The 17,241-nt window shown below is 62.0% G+C and carries 11 protein-coding genes and 3 pseudogenes; 7 read left to right on the plus strand and 7 right to left on the minus strand.

The window, feature by feature from the left end:
- Positions 1-525: 525 nt before the first annotated feature.
- The gene (locus AB870_RS23655) at positions 526-1,815 is read left to right on the plus strand and encodes a leucine-rich repeat domain-containing protein (protein WP_047909357.1); all 1,290 of its coding nucleotides are present in this window, start codon (positions 526-528) and stop codon (positions 1,813-1,815) included.
- Positions 1,816-1,869: 54 nt separating this feature from the next.
- Here the strand turns inward: AB870_RS23655 and AB870_RS26855 are convergent.
- Together AB870_RS26855 and AB870_RS23660 are read right to left on the minus strand one after the other, a co-directional pair.
- Positions 1,870-2,044: pseudogene (locus AB870_RS26855) on the minus strand (IS5/IS1182 family transposase); the annotation flags it as partial.
- Position 2,045: 1 nt separating this feature from the next.
- A pseudogene (locus AB870_RS23660) lies at positions 2,046-2,719 on the minus strand (RNA-guided endonuclease InsQ/TnpB family protein); the annotation flags it as partial.
- On the opposite strand from AB870_RS23660, the gene tnpA reads away from it, so the two are divergent.
- Positions 2,716-3,069: an IS200/IS605 family transposase gene (tnpA, locus tag AB870_RS23665; protein ID WP_047909358.1), complete on the plus strand. Its 354-nt coding sequence runs from the start codon at positions 2,716-2,718 to the stop codon at positions 3,067-3,069. The pseudogene AB870_RS23660 and the gene tnpA overlap by 4 nt on opposite strands.
- Before the next feature lie 121 nt (positions 3,070-3,190).
- On the opposite strand, the gene AB870_RS23670 is transcribed toward tnpA, so the two are convergent.
- On the minus strand, positions 3,191-5,338 hold the full coding sequence (locus AB870_RS23670) for a metallophosphoesterase family protein (RefSeq protein WP_047909359.1): 2,148 nt from the start codon (positions 5,336-5,338) through the stop codon (positions 3,191-3,193).
- 13 nt (positions 5,339-5,351) lie between these two features.
- The gene (locus AB870_RS23675; protein ID WP_047909360.1) at positions 5,352-5,825 is read right to left on the minus strand and encodes a hypothetical protein; all 474 of its coding nucleotides are present in this window, start codon (positions 5,823-5,825) and stop codon (positions 5,352-5,354) included.
- 174 nt (positions 5,826-5,999) lie between these two features.
- Between AB870_RS23675 and AB870_RS23680 the strand changes: the two genes are divergently transcribed.
- The 3 genes and pseudogenes from AB870_RS23680 to AB870_RS27590 form a co-directional block, all read left to right on the plus strand.
- Entirely contained in the window at positions 6,000-7,025 is a 1,026-nt protein-coding gene (locus AB870_RS23680; protein ID WP_047909361.1) for an IS5 family transposase, read from the plus strand.
- Between the two features lie 299 nt (positions 7,026-7,324).
- The gene (locus AB870_RS23685; RefSeq protein WP_064674953.1) at positions 7,325-8,602 is read left to right on the plus strand and encodes a hypothetical protein; all 1,278 of its coding nucleotides are present in this window, start codon (positions 7,325-7,327) and stop codon (positions 8,600-8,602) included.
- A 48-nt stretch (positions 8,603-8,650) separates the two neighbouring features.
- Positions 8,651-8,734 (plus strand): annotated as a pseudogene (locus AB870_RS27590) (diguanylate cyclase domain-containing protein); the annotation flags it as partial.
- 107 nt (positions 8,735-8,841) lie between these two features.
- On the opposite strand, the gene AB870_RS27230 reads toward AB870_RS27590, so the two are convergent.
- Positions 8,842-9,738 (minus strand): YitT family protein, encoded by an 897-nt coding sequence (locus AB870_RS27230; RefSeq protein WP_237170175.1) that lies wholly within the window; start codon positions 9,736-9,738, stop codon positions 8,842-8,844.
- A gap of 373 nt (positions 9,739-10,111) precedes the next feature.
- Between AB870_RS27230 and AB870_RS23695 the strand changes: the two genes are divergently transcribed.
- Together AB870_RS23695 and flgM are read left to right on the plus strand one after the other, a co-directional pair.
- A complete protein-coding gene (locus AB870_RS23695; RefSeq protein ID WP_047906396.1) occupies positions 10,112-11,194 on the plus strand; it encodes an IS630 family transposase in 1,083 nt (360 codons plus the stop codon).
- Positions 11,195-11,896: 702 nt separating this feature from the next.
- A complete protein-coding gene (gene flgM / locus AB870_RS23700; protein WP_053059776.1) occupies positions 11,897-12,121 on the plus strand; it encodes a flagellar biosynthesis anti-sigma factor FlgM in 225 nt (74 codons plus the stop codon).
- A gap of 217 nt (positions 12,122-12,338) precedes the next feature.
- On the opposite strand, the gene AB870_RS25905 is transcribed toward flgM, so the two are convergent.
- Both AB870_RS25905 and AB870_RS23715 read right to left on the minus strand, forming a co-directional pair.
- A protein-coding gene (locus AB870_RS25905; RefSeq protein ID WP_418304020.1) for an IS5 family transposase occupies positions 12,339-13,150 on the minus strand; the annotation gives its coding sequence in 2 pieces (ribosomal slippage) (positions 12,339-12,823 and positions 12,823-13,150; 813 coding nt in all).
- A gap of 203 nt (positions 13,151-13,353) precedes the next feature.
- Positions 13,354-16,596 carry an autotransporter family protein gene (locus AB870_RS23715; protein ID WP_167362757.1) on the minus strand — a complete coding sequence of 1,081 codons (3,243 nt, stop codon included), beginning with the start codon at positions 16,594-16,596 and terminating at the stop codon, positions 13,354-13,356.
- Positions 16,597-17,241: the final 645 nt, after the last annotated feature.

Here is a 17,241-nt window from a genome sequence, read left to right on the forward strand (position 1 = left end):
CTATCGGGCCAACACCTGAGCTCGCGGGTCGTTATGGTGCCCCCCCAACCGCGACGACGCGCAGCGCGCGCAGGGCAGACCGGTGCGCCGGGCGTGCCTGCTCCGTACACGCCCGGTGCGCGCCTAGCCACCCAGGCGCGCGCCGTGAAGCGCGTGGGGTTGGGTGCAGCGGTGAGTCCGGGCGCGCTCGCCTGCGTCGACGGGCGGCACACGCCAACGGGAGGTCGGCGTGGCGCGCCGCGCCTCATTGCCGCCCACAGGGGCACGCAGGGCCGCAAGCGCGCACGTGAGGGAGGGCTCGGCGCAGAGTCGGGAAAAACCGGGGCAGGAGACGGGCCGAGGGGATGCCTCTCTCGGCCCGCATCGGCGAGGTACCCAAGCACCAAGGGTGCCACCGCAGCGACCCGCCCACCCCCGTGGCGCCCGTTGCTCGAGCGCGACGCCCAGTAATGGGACGCGAGCCTTCGGGCCCCTCCGCCCACGCGGGTGCATAGCGTGCGGCGCGGTGAGGGCGGATTTCAGGTGATGTCACGTAATTTCAGGTGTATACCGGACATCGGCCGCGCCGGGGACGCCGAGAATAACCACACCATAGCCGGCACAATCGGGGCGTCGGCACCCGAGGCACCCGCGGTAAGCTTTTTCCTAAGCGTCGCGGTCGTCGCGGCCCGCGCAGCGCACCGGTTCGTCGTCGCGGCGCGTCGCACGCAGCCGTGGGGCAGGGTGGTTGAACCGCAGGTTTTTCGGAGCCGCAACATGAACGAAGTGACTAACAATCGCAACCCCTTTACCTTTCTCCGACCCGCTGTCGCTGAGAACACCCCTGTCATTACCCCCCCTCCTGTTGCTCACGATATCCCTGCCCCGGAGAACCGCGCTGTCATTGACGACACCCCTGTCGAGCAACTGTATCGCCGGGAAAAAAAGGGGGCCGATCCTGTGCATCCCAACCGTTTCACCGTTGAAATACGTCCCGAGCATTTCAACCCGGCATTTACGTTGGCGCAACACGCTGACTTGCCTGTTGAGGACGTGCAATGGCATCACGTCAGATTCGATTTGTCAGGATGTGCTATTACCGAGGAGCATCTCAATGAAATGACAAAGAGTCTCGCATCCCTGACATATCTGACGCGTCTGGAACTGAATTTCTCGGGATGTAGTTCCCAGTTAAGCATTGAGGACATGTTAATAGCCGTGCAACAGGCAGAGCATCTGCAGGTTCTTCACATTCATCTAAACAATTCGGGATTCCTCGAGAAGGATGATCTTCCTGTTCAACTCGGAAGGGTCGTGTCGCAACTCCCTAAGCTCAAGAGTTTCTCGCTTGAAGCTTCAAGTAACAAGTTTTCAAACGACGAACTGCGTAGGCTTTTTTATCGGTTGTCACGCGCCAAAAAACTGGAGAACATTTCCGTAGATCTCTCTGGCGGCAAAAACATTACAGGCATTACATTTAAAGAATTATTAAATTCCGTCAAAAAATCTGCTTCTCTTAAAAAGCTATCTTTCGATATTTCACGTATTAACAAAATTAATGATATCGCAATCCAACATTTGTGCAGCGTGATTGAGAAAAGCGCAATAAAACTCGAGGAATTTAACGTGAACATTGGGCGCACACAATGTACCGACGGTAGTATTATGGAGATGGCTCATCGCCTGAACGACATAAAGATCCAAAGATTGAACATCTGCGCCGTGAATGTCGCGCGCCTTACCCCCGAAGCCCACCAAATGATCGATCATTTGAGAAAAAAATTCGGCGTGCGAGCGCACCTTTTTACGCAGTCTGATCCTGCCAATTTCGCCTGATAGGCCGACCATAGGAAAATCGTGGCCGTACGCGCGATTAACCTAGATGCGGCCAGGCTTGCGCAACGGGCGGCCTCGGATAGCCGGAATTGCCACGATCACTGGCAGAAGCGGGGTGATGTCGTTACGGTTTGCGCCAGTCAGGATGACCGCGTTCGGCGGCGCGACACTTGGCTAGAAGGGACTCGTGCAACCGATCCCATACGCCGGCGCCTTGCCAATCGCGTAGCGGCGACGAAATAACCGCCGTTCCATGCCGTCTTGTATTCCAGCTGGCGACGCAACTCGCCCCAGCCCTGATCCAGAATGGACTTGGTGAGGCCCGACTTCGCGCGGACATCGCGTCCCGGCGCGTCGGCGGTGCCCTTTGCAGACTGGCTCATGTTGCGGACCTGCAAGTCCTCGACGGCGATCATTGCGTGGTTTTTGCTGAACGTGCTCGATGCCTTGCGCAGGAAGTCTGCCCGCGCGTTTGCGATACGCGCGTGAATGCGCTGGATTCTGGCCTTCGCCTTCTTCCAGTTCGCGGAGCCTTCGACCTTGTGGGCCATGCGGCGCGGGCACTTCGCCAGACGTTGCTCGTGTTTCTTGAAGCTGGCGAGCGGCGCGATGTACGTGCCATCGCTCAGCGTAGCGAAGCGTGCTACACCTACGTCGATACCGACAGCAGGGCCGTGCGGCACCGGCTGATCGACTTCGCGTGCCGTGAGGATAGACACGAACCACGTGCCCGCGCGCAGTGACACGGTCGCGCTGCAGATTCACCTGGCACCGTGCGACTGTCGCGATAACGCAGCCAACCGAGCTTCGGAACCTTGATGCGACCGTTCTCGCGCTCTACCGTGATCTGGTTCTTGTCGGGGTAGGTAAACCCATCGCTATCGCCTTTGCGCTTGAAATTTGGTCCTCGTGACGAAATATCGTCGCGGAGTGTTTACGAAGGAAATTCTGGACGCCCTACGGGGCATGTTCGTCAGCGTGTGCACTGACTTCGAATCGGAGCTAGTGGAGTTCGATGGCGAAGACGACCCTGTTCACCTGCTGGTGAACTACCCGCCGAAGGTGGCCGTCTCGGCGCTGGTGAACAGCCTGAAGGGCGTGTCGAGCCGAATGATTCGCCAGAAGGACTATCCGAGCATCGGCAAGAAGCTATGGGGCGGCGCACTATGGTCGCCGTCCTACTTTGCGGGGTCGTGCGGCGCGCCCATCCAGATAGTGCGCCAGTCCATCGAGCAGCAGCGAACGCCGCACTGAGGCAGTAGAAGGACAGCTACCCTGTGCGCGCTATCCTTCCTACCCCTGAACGAGGAGGATTGCCGCGCCCCTGTTCAAATTACCGCCCGCTGCGCGAGTTAACAGCACCGACTCAGCAACCTTAGTTTGACGGTATGTCTATGTGCTGCGGTATTCCGGGCACACCTGGCGCCGGGTGGGCGTCCGGCTTGGCCTCGTTCTTGTCGATCTTCGCGGGGTGCAAGCGCGGCAATGCCCGCCAAGGGTTGTCTAAGGGTTTGGCAATGGGTTGGGCAACGGGTTCGCCCGTCGCGGGCCAGCGTATTGCGAACGCAGTTGGCTGTATATTTGTCTCTGTCTCTGTCTCTGTCTTTGTCTCTGTCTTTTTCGTCACACGCGCATTGAGGGACAGCAGATATTTGCCACTTGCCTGGCTATCATCATGACCTTTGAAGAAGGTGACCGGATGGCCGGCCGTCGCATAGGCCTCGGCCAGTGCCCGATTCTCGTCAATGGTGGGCCGGAAGTCGGTTTGGTAATCAGCCTGATCCATACCGGAATGATGGAGATCCAAAAGCTCTTGCCAGACATTGGGCTTTAGGCGGCCCTCGCGCTCTTCGGTTGCCAGCCACGTTGCCATGGCGTCCTTTTGCTCATCGTCCCACCGCTTGAGCGTGCGCGTGCAGCTCGGCAGCGTGCTCAGGATCTGCTCCCGACGAAGACTAACCGTGGCACTGCCCTGTTGGCTTAGCATCAGCAGCAGCTGTATTTTGTGGTGGAGTTGCAGCTTGCACGCATCGGTCGGTATGGGCAAAAATCGCTTGTTTCGAATGGCCTCGACGAGATCCGTGGGGTTTCCTGTGAATGTGACAAATCCCCATGCGGTCTGGATGGTCCCGTCCGGTCCCGCACGCATCCCCTGGTGGGTGCCTATCAGTTCGACCCCTGGAATGTAGCAAATGTTGGCAAAGACGGCGGCCTCGTGCCGCTGCCATGTCTCACGCGTTGCGTCATCCTTGGCATAAGTGCCAAATGTAGCGCTGTCGCACAGTCGGCCGTTTGGGTCCAGCATCGATCGCCAATCATCATGATTGCCGAACAGAAAGACGACCCCACGCGAGGACAGGTCCTCCCGGATGGTACGACTGACATTCTTGTTCGTCGAAAGTCTGTCGTGACATACATCACCGGCAAATATCAGGGTATCGATGCCGTCCTGGAATTTCATGCAGTCGTATAGTTCGCCTAATGATTTACGAAGTGTTTCATTTTTCTGATATTCCCTATAATTCCCATTGCCATTTTTCATGAAATCCGCCTCCGCCTGCAGACGCCTGGCCAAAATGGCTTGCCCCGTTTCGTTGAGCCAGACGTGACCGCTCTGAATCCCGGCCAGCAGCACGCGATCGTCACTGCCATCGCCATCGCCGATCATCACCACCTTTGGGCCGAGGTCAGTCGTCGCACCGGGTGCAACAGGCACCTCATTGCCCTCCTGGTCAACTTCACGTAGCGTCAGCAGTTGGGCATGATATTCGGCAGCCTCAGGCGAGAGTTGGTCCCGAATGTTGGCAATCATCATGTCCCGTTGCGCGCGAATCACCATCGCTCTGAGACTATCAATCTGGTCCGCGCGCGCGCGTAGCTGGACGGCGCAATCCGCCTGATATTTGTCGTAGTCACTCATTCGAGCCGCCGCTGCGCACTTTAGCGCGGCGCCCGCGACGACGGCGAGCGTCGCAGCGGCGCCGCCGAGCGCCAGCGCCGCTGCGACCGGGATGGCCAACTGAAATGCACTCACGAAAAGACACGCGCCGACGACGACCCCCAGGAATGTGCCCAGGTGCTTGAGCATCTTGGTCGCCCAGCCCGGCGCCAGCTCATCTATTTGCTTCTTTTTCTCCTTTAGTTCCTGCCTGACCCGGTCTAAAGAGGTTGCCGCGTTAGAAAGCGATACAAACACCTTTCTGAATTCAGACACTTCTTCATTGTCTCCCCCCTTCGTGTGAAGACGATAGGTGTGAGCGGTGCGCTTAGTGTCCACGTCTTTGAGGTCCTGTTCCAGCGTCCGCATCGTCTCATAGCAGCCCCGCAGGCTCTCGAGGTCTGGACCGCTCTCCAAGCCCTCCCTTAATTGCGCCGTAAACGCCGGCAGCTGTGTGTCGTGAATATCTTGCAGCGCCGCGCTGGCCAATTCAAGTGCGGAATCAGTCTTTCGCCCGCTCAGCGTTTCGCCGTCGCGGGCCACGCGAGGGGCATTCTTATGAAATGAGAATTGAACGTAGTCCATTTCGGGGTAGGCGCTAAGCTGAACGATTGACGAACCCGCGTGGATGTTCGGGGGCGGGGCAGCGCCCCGCATTCGCCGTGTCGTTCAGCGCGCTCGCTGTGTCGTTGGGCGATGCGCCCGTCACCGCCTTCATGCTGCGATGGCGCGTGCTCAGGTTCGCGGGCTCGAACCGCGAGAATTTCGTGAGCTCGACGAGCGCGCGCGGACAGCTGTGCGCGCGCGCGTCATTTTTCTGCCGCCGGCCGCAGTGCCCGAGCGTTTGGGGCGTTAGCGGCCCGCAGCCCGAGTGGGTCGCGCGCCCCAAACCGTCCCGCGTCAGTATCCAGCGAACGCGCTCGCCGTTCGCTTCGCCGAGCTCGATGACCGGCCGCCCGCCCTGACGCGTTTGCGGGAGGACTGAGAACCGCGCTTGGCGCGCCACGCGTTTGCGCGCCTTGACGCGTCTCCTCGAGAAGACGCGGTCCAAGGCGCTGCGCGCGAGCCCCATGGCGCTTGCGCCGCACGCAGCGACGCGCCTGCGGCTGGGCGCAGAGGGCGCTTCAGGACATCGACGCGCGCGGCGCTTCGCGGCAGCGGGCGGCATAACAGAAGGGCACCTCGAAAAACCGCCGATACACAGGCATGATGTTGTAATCGATGGGCAAGGCACGAGGATGTTGGGATGATCAAGATCAGTCTGTTTGCAGAGCAGGAACGAGAGAGCAAGCTGGACCAGATAGGGGATGCGCTGAGCAAGCTAAGCGAACACGTGGACTTTGTGGCACTCGCCGCGCAGATCGACGAGGCGGCGCCGAGGCCGGGCCGCGAGCGCGGTGGCCGTCCGCCATTTCCCACCGAGCTGATGGTGCGAGTGCTGGTCGTTCAGCAACTCTACAACCTCAGCGACGAGCAGATGGAATTCCAGCTGCTCGACCGGCTGAGCTTTCAGCGCTTCGTGGGGCTGCGCCAGAGTTCGCAGGCGCCCGATCGTACGACGATCTGGACGTTCAAGGAAAGGCTGATCAAGGCAGGCGCCAGCGAAAAGATCTTTGAAGCGGTGAACCGCCAACTCGAGCGTCACGGCTACCTCGCGCGAGGCGGGCAGATGATCGATGCGAGCATCGTGCCGGTGCCAAGGCAGACGTTGAACAAGGACGAAAAGGAAGTCGTCGGGCAGGATGCCATGCCCGCGGGGTGGGCGCCGTCGAAGCGGCGCCACAAGGACGTGCAGGCGCGCTGGACGAAGAAGCACGGCAAGAGCTATTTCGGGTACAAGCTCTCAGGCAGCGTGGACCGGCGCTACAAGCTGATGCGCCGCATCCACGTGAGCCCGGCCAGCGAGCACGACACCTTGCACTTCGAGCAGGTGCTCGACGCCAGCAACACCAGCCGCGACGTCTGGGCCGACAAGGGTTACGTCGACGGCGAGCGCGAACAGCGCCTGGGCAAGCAGGGATGGCGTGTGCACATTCAGTGCAAAGCCCAGGCGGGCAAGCCGCTGTCCGAACGCCAGGTGCAGCGTAACCGGCGCATTGCCAGCACCCGTGCCCGCGTGGAGCATGTGTTCGCTAGTCTGGCGCAGATGGGCGGCAAGGCCCTGCGTAGCATCGGCCTGGCGCGCGCGACGCTGCATCTGCACTGGAAAGCTGCCACGTACAACCTGCGGCGCCTGTGCTCGCTCAAGCACACGGGCCCGCGTCCATTCTGAGGCCCAAAGTGGGCCTGGAGCGGCCCAAAGCGGCCCGCTTCGGGAGCCCAGGGGGCGAAAAATCGCCCCTCCACCCCTCGCGTAGCTCGCAAATGCGCTCGAGCGTGACTCCAGCACGGCGAGCTCAGATCAAACGCCGGTAATTCGAGGCGCCCGGCAGCTTCGTTAGCAGCGGCGAGCCAGGAAGTTCACCAGAGCAAAGACGCATTGCACCGGGCTGGTCGCTCAAGATACTCGAGGACCTAGGCGCGGCACTGGGACTGGTCGCCGCCTGTTGTGTGGCGGCGGCGGCGTCGCTTTTGGCGCTTCCGAGCGCGGCGGTGATCTCGGTCGCCACGGTAGGGACATTGATCGCGCTGGCGGCAGGCGTTATGGGCCAGACGTGGGCGCAGGAGCGCGTGCGCTGGTACGGCGGCGTCACGCGCGCGTCGGTGCACCCACAAACAGGCATTTTCGAGGAGGAACTGCAAAAGGTCAGGGCCGCGGCCATTCGCAGCGAAGCCGACTACACCCTTGAAACGATTCGAGCGAATCTGTCAGAACCGGCAAAAGAATTTTTCGCGCCACTGTTGGCTATCAAGGCGAGTGCCAAGACGATCGCGAGTGGACCGACTTACGGTAGTACCGGGCACGCGATATTACTCGGCATTCGGGCCGGCGTGTTATCGCTGAAGTCCGACGAGGGGCAGGCCCTGCTCTGTGAGCTGCTGAACGCGCAAGCCACGGCGGCCCAAGCGCCTGACGACCGCGCACTGAGGAAATTTCAGCAGGATGAGCGGCTGCACAATGCTTTGAGAGCGTTGGAGGCGCATCTGGTCTACCGCCCGGGCGTCAGCGAGCTGATATTCCGCGGCAATGTCTGTCACGGCCCATTGTCGTGGGAAAAGGATGTGGATTTCAGGATACGGGAACGCATGGCCGCCTGCGGGGTGATCTACCTGCGCGGCAACACCGATGCCCATCGAGGACTCCACTATCGGGACGAGACGGGCGCGGCCACCATTGAACCGAGTGCGGAGTACGCGCCCAATACGCTCACGTATGCGCAGTGGCAGGCCCATGACAAGATCTTCCGCAACCATTGGGACTCGCCCGCCACGGGCGAAAAATTTTCGCCCATCGAAGGCGTAGGGGGGGCAGAGGGGACGACCGAGGCGCTCTCACGCCAGCAGAAAATGGACCTTATCGGGCAATCAAAATCCCTATGGGGCGAATTGCTATACTCCCTCGAGGGCCTGCCGGTCCACCCGCGTCACGGGACGGGCTGGGACACGAAGAATACGGAGAAGACGTTTACACATCCCCCGCGTTGGGAACACTTTCTCAACTACATGGAGGGAGAGCCTCTGAAGAACATTTGGTGGCAGCCGGACACGAATCCGCTCTCTCTTTTTCCCCGTCCTCCGCAGGGAGAATGGGTCTCGCTCGAGACTCATAAGCGGCCCACTTTCGGCGCCAGTTGGGCCGAGTTGAAGGCGCGCGGGGACGGAATAACCAGCGGGCATGCGCGGCCATACGCGAATGTGTACCCGTCATCGGACGACCACCCCGTCTGCACTTACCAAAACTATGCCTGAGGACCTTTGCCAAGGCGTCGGGCCGCCGGCCCGGGACCTATAGACATCCATCCGGCAGGCGACATGCTGTTGCGTCAAATCGCCGATCGCCTTCGCGCCTGCGTTCGACGGGAGGACACCGTCGCGCGCGTGCCCCATGCGCTTGCACCCCATGTCTGCGGCAGCGCCAGACGCGAGCGCTTGGGTGCCAAAGATGTCACGCCGCCCGGGGGGCGTCGCGGGCGGTGCCCAAGCATGGCTCAATGCCCCGTGTGGCGTCCCGACCGGTGCCATGCCAGGAGCACCGCGCTTGCGGCGATCACCGACAGCGCCGACCAGGCGACCTGTCCGACGGGGAACGTGCTCAGCGACGCGAGCACCAGCATCGTGTCGATGCCGATCTGCATGAGCCCGGCGTTCATGCCGAACTTACGTTTCACCCACAGCGTGAAAATGCCGGTGCCGCCCAAGCCCACCCCATGGCGCGCGAGCGCCAGAACCCCCACAGCACACAACGTGCCGCCCGCCAGCGCTGCGAACATCGGATCGACGAAATCGACGTGCAGGACGCGCGGTAGGAGATGGAGGGTCAAGCCCAGGCCACCACTCACGACGAGCGACTTGAGCGCGATGGGTACGCCCATCGTAAAACATGCGAGCAGGAAGAACGGTAGGTTCACCAACGCGTAGACCGCGCTCGTCGAAAACGGAACGACGTAGGCGCCCAACAACGCGAGGCCGGCCTCGCCGCCGGTGAGCAGCCCGCCCGCTTTGAGCAGCACCAGGCCGACCACCACAAACGCCATGCCGGCGAGCATCGCATGGACATCGTCAGATATCGCGTGCGCCGTCCCGGGGGAGCCGCCGACAGCGCCCTCGCCCGCGACAGCCTGCGTCTCGGGCTTGCTGCCCAGCGCGCTCTGCGCTCGCTCGGGGAACGCCGAGAGCGCCCCCTCCCCCGCGGGCGAACACAGATCCGGCTGCGCCGGCGGCTCTACCCCGCGCGCGGCTCGCCGATTGGCGCCCTCGTCGATGGGCCGTGCCAGCACCTCGAAGTCAGCCAAGTCGAGGGCTGACTTCGCGCGATGGCGCCCCTTCGAGCGCCGCGCGGCACCCGGGTGGCGCGTGGGCCCCGCGGTGGTATTTTTATCTAACATTCGGCTTTCCTTGGGGGACTGCTAGATTGTTGAATTGACGACGGGCCAAAACGGCAACGGTAGGAAACGACGCCCCGATGCCGTCAGGCCCACGCGGTGGGCACGGCAAGCCCCATTCCCAGCCGCCAAAGCGCGAGTGCGGCACGGCCCGACGGCTGACCATGAGAATGGCAAGCGCGCTGCGTGGCAGGGCGCGAGCGGTGTCGTGAATCCTTACTAACATTCTCGGGTACGCCGACCAAATCACTATCCGGTGAACACCTGAAGGGTGCGCAGCGATGAGAAAAGTTTCCACCTAGTGCGCTGTCCCAAAAATAACTTTATGTAACATATCCTTGCCTTATGATCGAGTTATGGTGGACTGGAGGTGATCATGGGGCGCAAAGGAATCGAGATTGTGATGTCGGAACTGGAGCGAGAACAATTGTTATCGATGAGCCGCTCTCGTTCGCTGCCTCATTCCCTGGTCCGTCGGGCAAAGATCGTCTTGATGGCCGCTGACGGTCATACGAACCAGGAAATCGCAATGCGGTGCGAAGTGACGTCACCGGCGATCACGCACTGGAAGAAACGGTTTGTCGCGCATGGCCTTGCCGGTCTGCATGATGAAGCCCGCCCGGGCCGACCGCGCGCACATGACGACGAAGCAGTGGCCGAGTTGTTGGCGAAGGTTCTGCATGAGAAGCCGGCTGGCGCAACGCACTGGAGTGTGCGCTGCGCTGCCGCGCAAACGGGTATTTCGAAGAGTTCGGTGGCCCGGTATCTGTCGTTGTTTGGCGTGCAGCCTCATCGTTCGAAGAGCTTCAAGCTTTCTACTGATCCGTACTTTGTCGAGAAGGTGCGCGATATTGTGGGTCTGTACCTGAGTCCGCCGACCAATGCCCTCGTGCTGTGTGTCGACGAAAAGAGCCAATGTCAGGCGCTCGAGCGTACGCAGCCGATGTTGCCGATGGGGCTGGGCTATCTCGAAGGAGTGACGCATGACTACGTTCGGCATGGCACCACGACCTTGTTCGCGGCGCTCAATGCAGCAACGGGCGAAGTCATCGCGCAATGCAAGCCGCGCCACCGGCACCAAGAATTCCTCGCGTTCCTCAAACATATCGACCAAGCGGTTCCGGCTGATCTCGATGTGCATTTGATCGTCGACAACTATGCGACACACAAGCATCCAAAGATCAAAGCGTGGTTGGCCAAGCATACGCGCTACCACATGCACTTCACGCCGACCTACTCGAGTTGGCTCAATCAGGTTGAACGCTGGTTTGGTCTGATTACGCAGCAGGCGATACGCCGAGGCTCGTTCAGAAACGTACGCCAACTCATTACCGACATCGAGCGCTATATCGATCAGTACAACCAGCACAAGCGGCCGTTCGTATGGACCGCGACAGCCGATTCCATACTTCAGAAAGTGGCCCGCTTATGCAAAGTTATTTCTGGGACAGCACACTAGGGGGCGCCTGCCGAGCGAGGACAAGCGGGCCATTTCCATGACACGCCCTCGCCCGCCACGCGCTCGACGCGCACGCCCATCACGCGCCCATCGCACGCCCATCGCGCACGCTCGAAAATCCGAACTCGCGGCGGCGCCCAGTCGCGGAGCATGGGCGCCCCGCTCGCGGTGCCCCCCGAGCGGGAGTAACGCCCCCTGAAATCCCTCGCGAGGAACAGGAGCGCTTTTCTCGTTAAAGAGGGGGTTCTGCCCGTGCAAAGGTTCACATTCACGCATCGTCGGAAACTGCCTTCTAGCGCGCACCGGCGGGTCTTGCCGTGCCGGCGCCATGTGCCGTGCGCGCGCCAGACACCGGCCCCCGCAAGCGTGCGATGGCAGCGCCTTAACGGCCACGCTGCATCCCATTTCAGACACCGGGACGACCGCCATCCACTGTGACAAATCGCAGTGCCCAAGAAGTGCATGTCAGGCGACACTCCTTGCTGGCGTCGGCTCGTGAAACCGTTGTAGCGCGACCGTCCGTTGGTCCTGACGACGGGGACCTTTCGACTGACGTTGCGAACCCACCAGCCCAACGGCGCTTTTGCTGCCGGTGCCTGAACCCGGCACCCTACGCGCGAGTGGTACGAGGCCCGCGCAGGCAGAGCGACGCACGACACACCGTTTATTGGTCATATCGCGATAGCTGATAAGAGAAAAGAGATGAAGACTACGCATTCACCGCACCCTAAGATCGCTGCCTCAGCGTCGACGTCGCGCGCCTTGCACGAAGCGCTTGCCGAAACAAGCGCGGCCGATATCAATCTCGCCAAAGTGACGTCGATCAAGGCAGCGATCGCGAACGGCCGGCTCTGTATCGACATCGCCAAGATTGCTGACGGCCTCCTTGCGAGCGCGCACGATCAGCTCTCGACGCCATCGAAGTAATGGCCAATGGCGCCTCGCTTGACGCGCTGGCTGCCCAGTCGAGCGTGATCGCCAGAGCGATAGCGCGCGCGATCACCGCTCAAGTTGAGGGTCGATTCCTTGTGCCCGGCCCCCGCTTACCTGTCGCTTCACGTCCTCGGAAATCGGGGGAATGATCGGCAGATATCGGGGGATGTTGCCGGCAGATTTCGCAGACGCTTCGGCGGACTAAGAAGCTCTAACAAAAGGATTTCCTGAGATGGCGCCAGCAGATGATGCAACCAGCCATTTTCAGGAAGGCTTCGTGAATGATTGCGAGGCGCTCGAAGCGGACTCGCAATCGCTTGAAGTTGTGCAGCCACGCGATCGTTCGCTCGACAACCCAACGCGTCTTGCCAAGACCGCTGCCGTGAGGCTCGCCGCGGCGAGCAATCTCGGTGGCGATGCCGACGGCGTGCAGGGGCTTGCGGTACTTGTCGTGGTCGTAGCCGCGATCACCCTGAACGATGTGCGGTTTACACAAGGGGCGACCGCGCTTGCCTCGAATCGGAGGAATCGCCTCGATCAGTGGCAGCAGTTGGGTAATGTCGTTGCGGTTGGCGCCCGTGAGTATCAGCGACAGTGGAATGCCTTGGGCGTCGGTCAGGACGTGGTGCTTTGAACCTGGTCGCGCGCGATCTGTGGGGTTAGGTCCTGTTTTTGACCCGACCCCACTGCCCGGATAGAAGAGGAATCGACGACTACACGAGACCAGTCGATGCGATCGGCCGCACGGAGCTTGGCCAGAAGTACCTCGTGCAGACGATCCCAGACGCCAGCCTTCTGCCAGGCATGTAGCCGTCGCCAGCAACTCATGCCTGAGCCGCAGCCTATTTCCTGCGGCAGCATTTCCCAAGGGATGCCGGATTGCAGAACGAACAGGATGCCCGTGAGCACGGCACGATCGTCCAGCGGCTTGCGCCCGGGATAGCGGGCGCGCCGAGGCTTCGGTGGCGGCAGCAGTGGCTGGATGATTGCCCACAGTTCGTCGTCGAGTATTGGTTTGGCCATGTCCTTTGCGCAGCGATGACTGCGCAAAGGTTAACAAAAATCACTTTGAGTTAACAGCCCCCGTAAACTCATTTTGTTAGTGATTCTAAGCGCAGATGACACTATTACCAACGAAATAGCGACGGATGTCATACGGTCTGGGCCAGACCGCGCGATAACGCGACTCGCGGGCGCCCCCCGCCCGACGCCCATGGTCCGCTCACTCACCAGCGGTAGCGCAGCCCGACCTGAGCGAAAAGGGTGCGGCGGTAGGTGCCCCCGAGGTTCTTCCCGTACCCGAGATGGGCATACAGTTTCGAGGCTTTGCCGAGCCCTGCGCTCGCGCCCGCGCCGAGTTCGTACCAGGTCCTCGCTGGCGACATGGTGAGTGACGCGCTGCTAAGCGTGGTTGCCCCCGGCGAGAGGAAGTCGCGCACAAGGCTCGCTGTCAGGTAAGGCGTGGCACTGCCGATTCCGGTTTCATTCTGAAGATCGGCGCGGAACAGGCGCAGGCCGAGGCGACCCCGCAGCGCATTGTTCGTGTTGGCCGACACCGGTGAGATGCCATCGTTGAAGTCGTTCAGATGCAAGTACTGATAGGCCAGTTGCGCCTGCGGTTCGATCGCGATCGCCGTCGAGCCCAAGGCCCACGGCTTGCCGATCTCGAGCGAGCCTGCCGCGCCGAAGCCGTTTTGTGCAGCGCTGGCGCTATAAGTGTCCGTGTACTTGTTGTAATAGTGGGTGAGCTGTACGACCGCATCGACGTAGGCGCCATCAGCGCCATAGCGGGTCCAATAACCGCCCACCGACTGCGCCTGCGTGCTCAGTGTGCCGGTCGACGCGCTGAGCAACAGGTTCGAGGCGCGCGCATTGTCCGCGATATTTGCACTCTGCGTGCCGACCGTAAAGGTCACCCCCGCATGGGTGCGGCCTCCCGTGTCAGTGCGCGACACGATCCAGTCCCTGCCGAACTGTGCGAAGTACGCGCGCGCGTCGGAGGCGAAACGTTCATTGCCCGCCATGTCGAGCTGGCGCCCGCCGACACGTCCCCAGACCGCGCCGCCACGCCCGGACGGCGTATCGTCAATATTGACCTTGTCGCCGATGCGCTCGTTGCGTTGACCCAGCACCGAGAAACCGTAGTCCATGTTCAGCAAGGGCGACATCGCATAGCCGGCCACGGCCGGTCGATACGCGATCGGTCCGTTCGGATCCGACGTCAGTTGGGAGCGCAGGTACCAGCTATTTGCCGTCGTGCTGCCGCCACGGTAAAGCAGATATTCGTACGCGCCCGCCTGAACCGCCCCCGAGAGCTGGAACGCCGTCGCGTTGGAAGTGCCGCCGACCTGCACGAGTGGGATGCCGTCGCCGGTGGTGCGCGTCCCCCCGACCGAGCCCGCCACGCGTATCGTGGTGTTGCCGCTCGCATCGCCTGCGATCGTGAGCAGGTCGGTGTGCCCCACCGTGCCACCGGCCCCCGGCACGGCGTTGAGCACGAGCGTGGCATTGTTGCCCGTGTAATTGCCAAACACATGCGCCACGTTGCTGGTCTGCGCGTTGGCAGCGCCGAGCACGAGAGCGCCCTGGTTTTGCAAATTCCCCCGCACGTTGACCACATTGCCGCTCGGCCCATAGGCCGCCCCGAGGGCGAACATTCCGTGGTTCTGCAAATTCCCCAGCACGTTGACCACGTTGCCGCTCGCCCCGTAGGCCGCCCCGAGGGTGAGCACGCCCTGGTTCTGCAAATCGCCACCCACGGTCAGCAGGTTGCCGCTCCGCCCGTAGGCATCTCCGAGGGTGAGAACGCCCTGGTTCTGCAAATTACTCACCACACGGAGCACGTTACCGCTCGCCCCGTTGGCAACGCCGACGGTGAGAAGGCCCCGGTTTTGCAAATTCCCAAACACGGCCAACACGTTGCCCCTCGCCCCGTTGACATCTCCGAGGGTGAGAAGGCCCTGGTTCTGCAAATTGCCAAACACGTTGACCGCGTTTCCCTTCTGCCCGTAAGCCGCCCCGAGGGTCAGAACGCCCTGGTTCTGCAAATTGCCCCCCACGTTAAATGCGTTGCCGGTCAGCCCGTATACCGCGCGCAGCGTGATCAAGCCTTGGTTCTGCATATTCCCCAGCACGTTCAACGTATCGCCGGTCTGCCCATCTGCGGCCCCGAGGGTGACCTCCCCTCGGTTCAGCAAATCGCCATTGATCGTCAGCGAGCCAGCGGTGGCAGTCGCGGGCGACGACAGCGCGCTCGCCACCAGGATCGTGCCGGAGTTGTTGACGGCGCCCGGCACCGCCCCGTAGCCCCCGAGCGTTGCGCCAGCGGCCACGCTCACATCGCCAGCGCCGAGCGTCGCGGCGGGGTGCGACGCATCGCCGACGACCAGCGTGCCGGACTGCACGGTAGTCGTACCGGCGTATGTGTTGCTCGCGTTCAGGATGAGGGTGCCCGCGCCCTGTTGAACCAGTGCGCCGTTGCCCGATATGAGGCCGCCCATTGTCGCGGTGTCGGCGCGGTTGAACACCAACGTCCCATCGTCGGTGATGTCCCCCGCGACAGAGCCCGCGCTCCCGCGATTGCCGAGCTGCAGTGTCGCGCCCGGCCCAACGGTCGTCCCGCCCGTATAGGTGTTATCGCCGGCCAGCACTTGCCACCCCCCGGAGACTGTCACGCTGCCGGCGCCGGAAATGACCCCAGAAAAGACACTGCCGGCCTGCGTCAGCGTCAGCGCACTCGGGCCCAGCACCACTGAGCCGTTGCCCGCCAAACTTTTGATGGCAGCGTTCGTCGCGGTCATATCGAACGTGCCTGTGCCGTTCACGCTCAGCAAGCTCGATTTCTCGATCGATGCCCCCGCGCGCAATGCAAGCATGCCGCCATCGACCGTGGTGGTCCCCGTATAGGTCGACGTGCCGAATAGCGTCAGCGCGCCAAGTCCGGTCTTCACCAGATTGCCGGTGCCGACGAAATACCCGAGCTGGGCATAGTTCACAGCGTTCACGAGGTCAAGGGTAAGGGTGTGCGCCCCCAAGTCCATGTAGCCGCCGCTCCCCAATTGGACAAAGCTACCACCGGCTGCGTTGGATACCCGCCATGTCTGGTCGGCCGTGATGCCGATCGCATTGTAGAGCCGCGCGACGTAGTTGTTTTGGAGATCCATGCCGACGCCATTGATACCGGCAATGAAAAGTAGAGACTGGGTCGGGAAAGACTCGTAACTGAAACTTTGTGCCAGCGGGTTGCCCGTCCAAAACAGGGCGCCGACGGTGGTGGTCGCGGGAAACCAGAGCTCGCTACCGCTAGCGGCCGTAAAAACAACCCGATCTGTCGCGCCGGGGAGAACGCCCCCCACCCATGCCGAGGGGTTTGACCACGCCATCACGTCGGCGCTACTTCTTTCGATGTCGGCAGCCTGGGCCGAGGCACCCGCCATCACGGCCAGGGCAGCCGCGACGATGTGACGCAAGCGAGGCGCCCGGCCGCGCCCGTGCGCGCTATGGGTGAGAACATGGCGAAGGCGCCCGACCTGCGCGGTTACCTTCGCACTCGAGATCAGGCCGACAAACGTCGCGGCGATCCGGGGCGATCCCCTCGATCCTCGGTTGCTCCGCTTTCCCGGCTCCCCCACGAGCTCTTGCCAAACATTGCGCATGTTTTTCTTTTCTTCCGTTGTCGTTTTGATACGTCCCGCCGCAAGCGCACCGCGCTACGACGTCCCATGCAGAACAAACCAAGGCCTAACCGCGTGTGGATGAACGTCGCGCTGCATTGCGCCGTGCTCACGCGCAGGCCATACCTCCCAACCCTCGCCTGACGCGGTAACGCGTCTTCGCGCGCGTGTCACGCGGCGCCGCGAGAGGCCGTACGCAAGGTCCACTCTTCGATGCCGCTCCCGTCGTCGATAAAGGCGTGGCGCGCGAGGCGCCGTCGCGCCGGTCCCGGCGGAGATCTTGCTGTCATTGTCAGCGCAGTCCCACGCAGATCGCCCTCGGGCGAACACCTGAAGTGTCCGCCATGGGAGGACGTCGCGCGCGGGCGGCATGGGCAGCTTCGTGCGCGCGGCGGGTATTGTCAGGTTGTTTGGTTGACGATGCGCCAATAGGGAGTTGCA

It is taken from the genome of Pandoraea faecigallinarum (assembly GCF_001029105.3).
GTDB classification, from domain to species: Bacteria; Pseudomonadota; Gammaproteobacteria; order Burkholderiales; family Burkholderiaceae; genus Pandoraea; species Pandoraea faecigallinarum.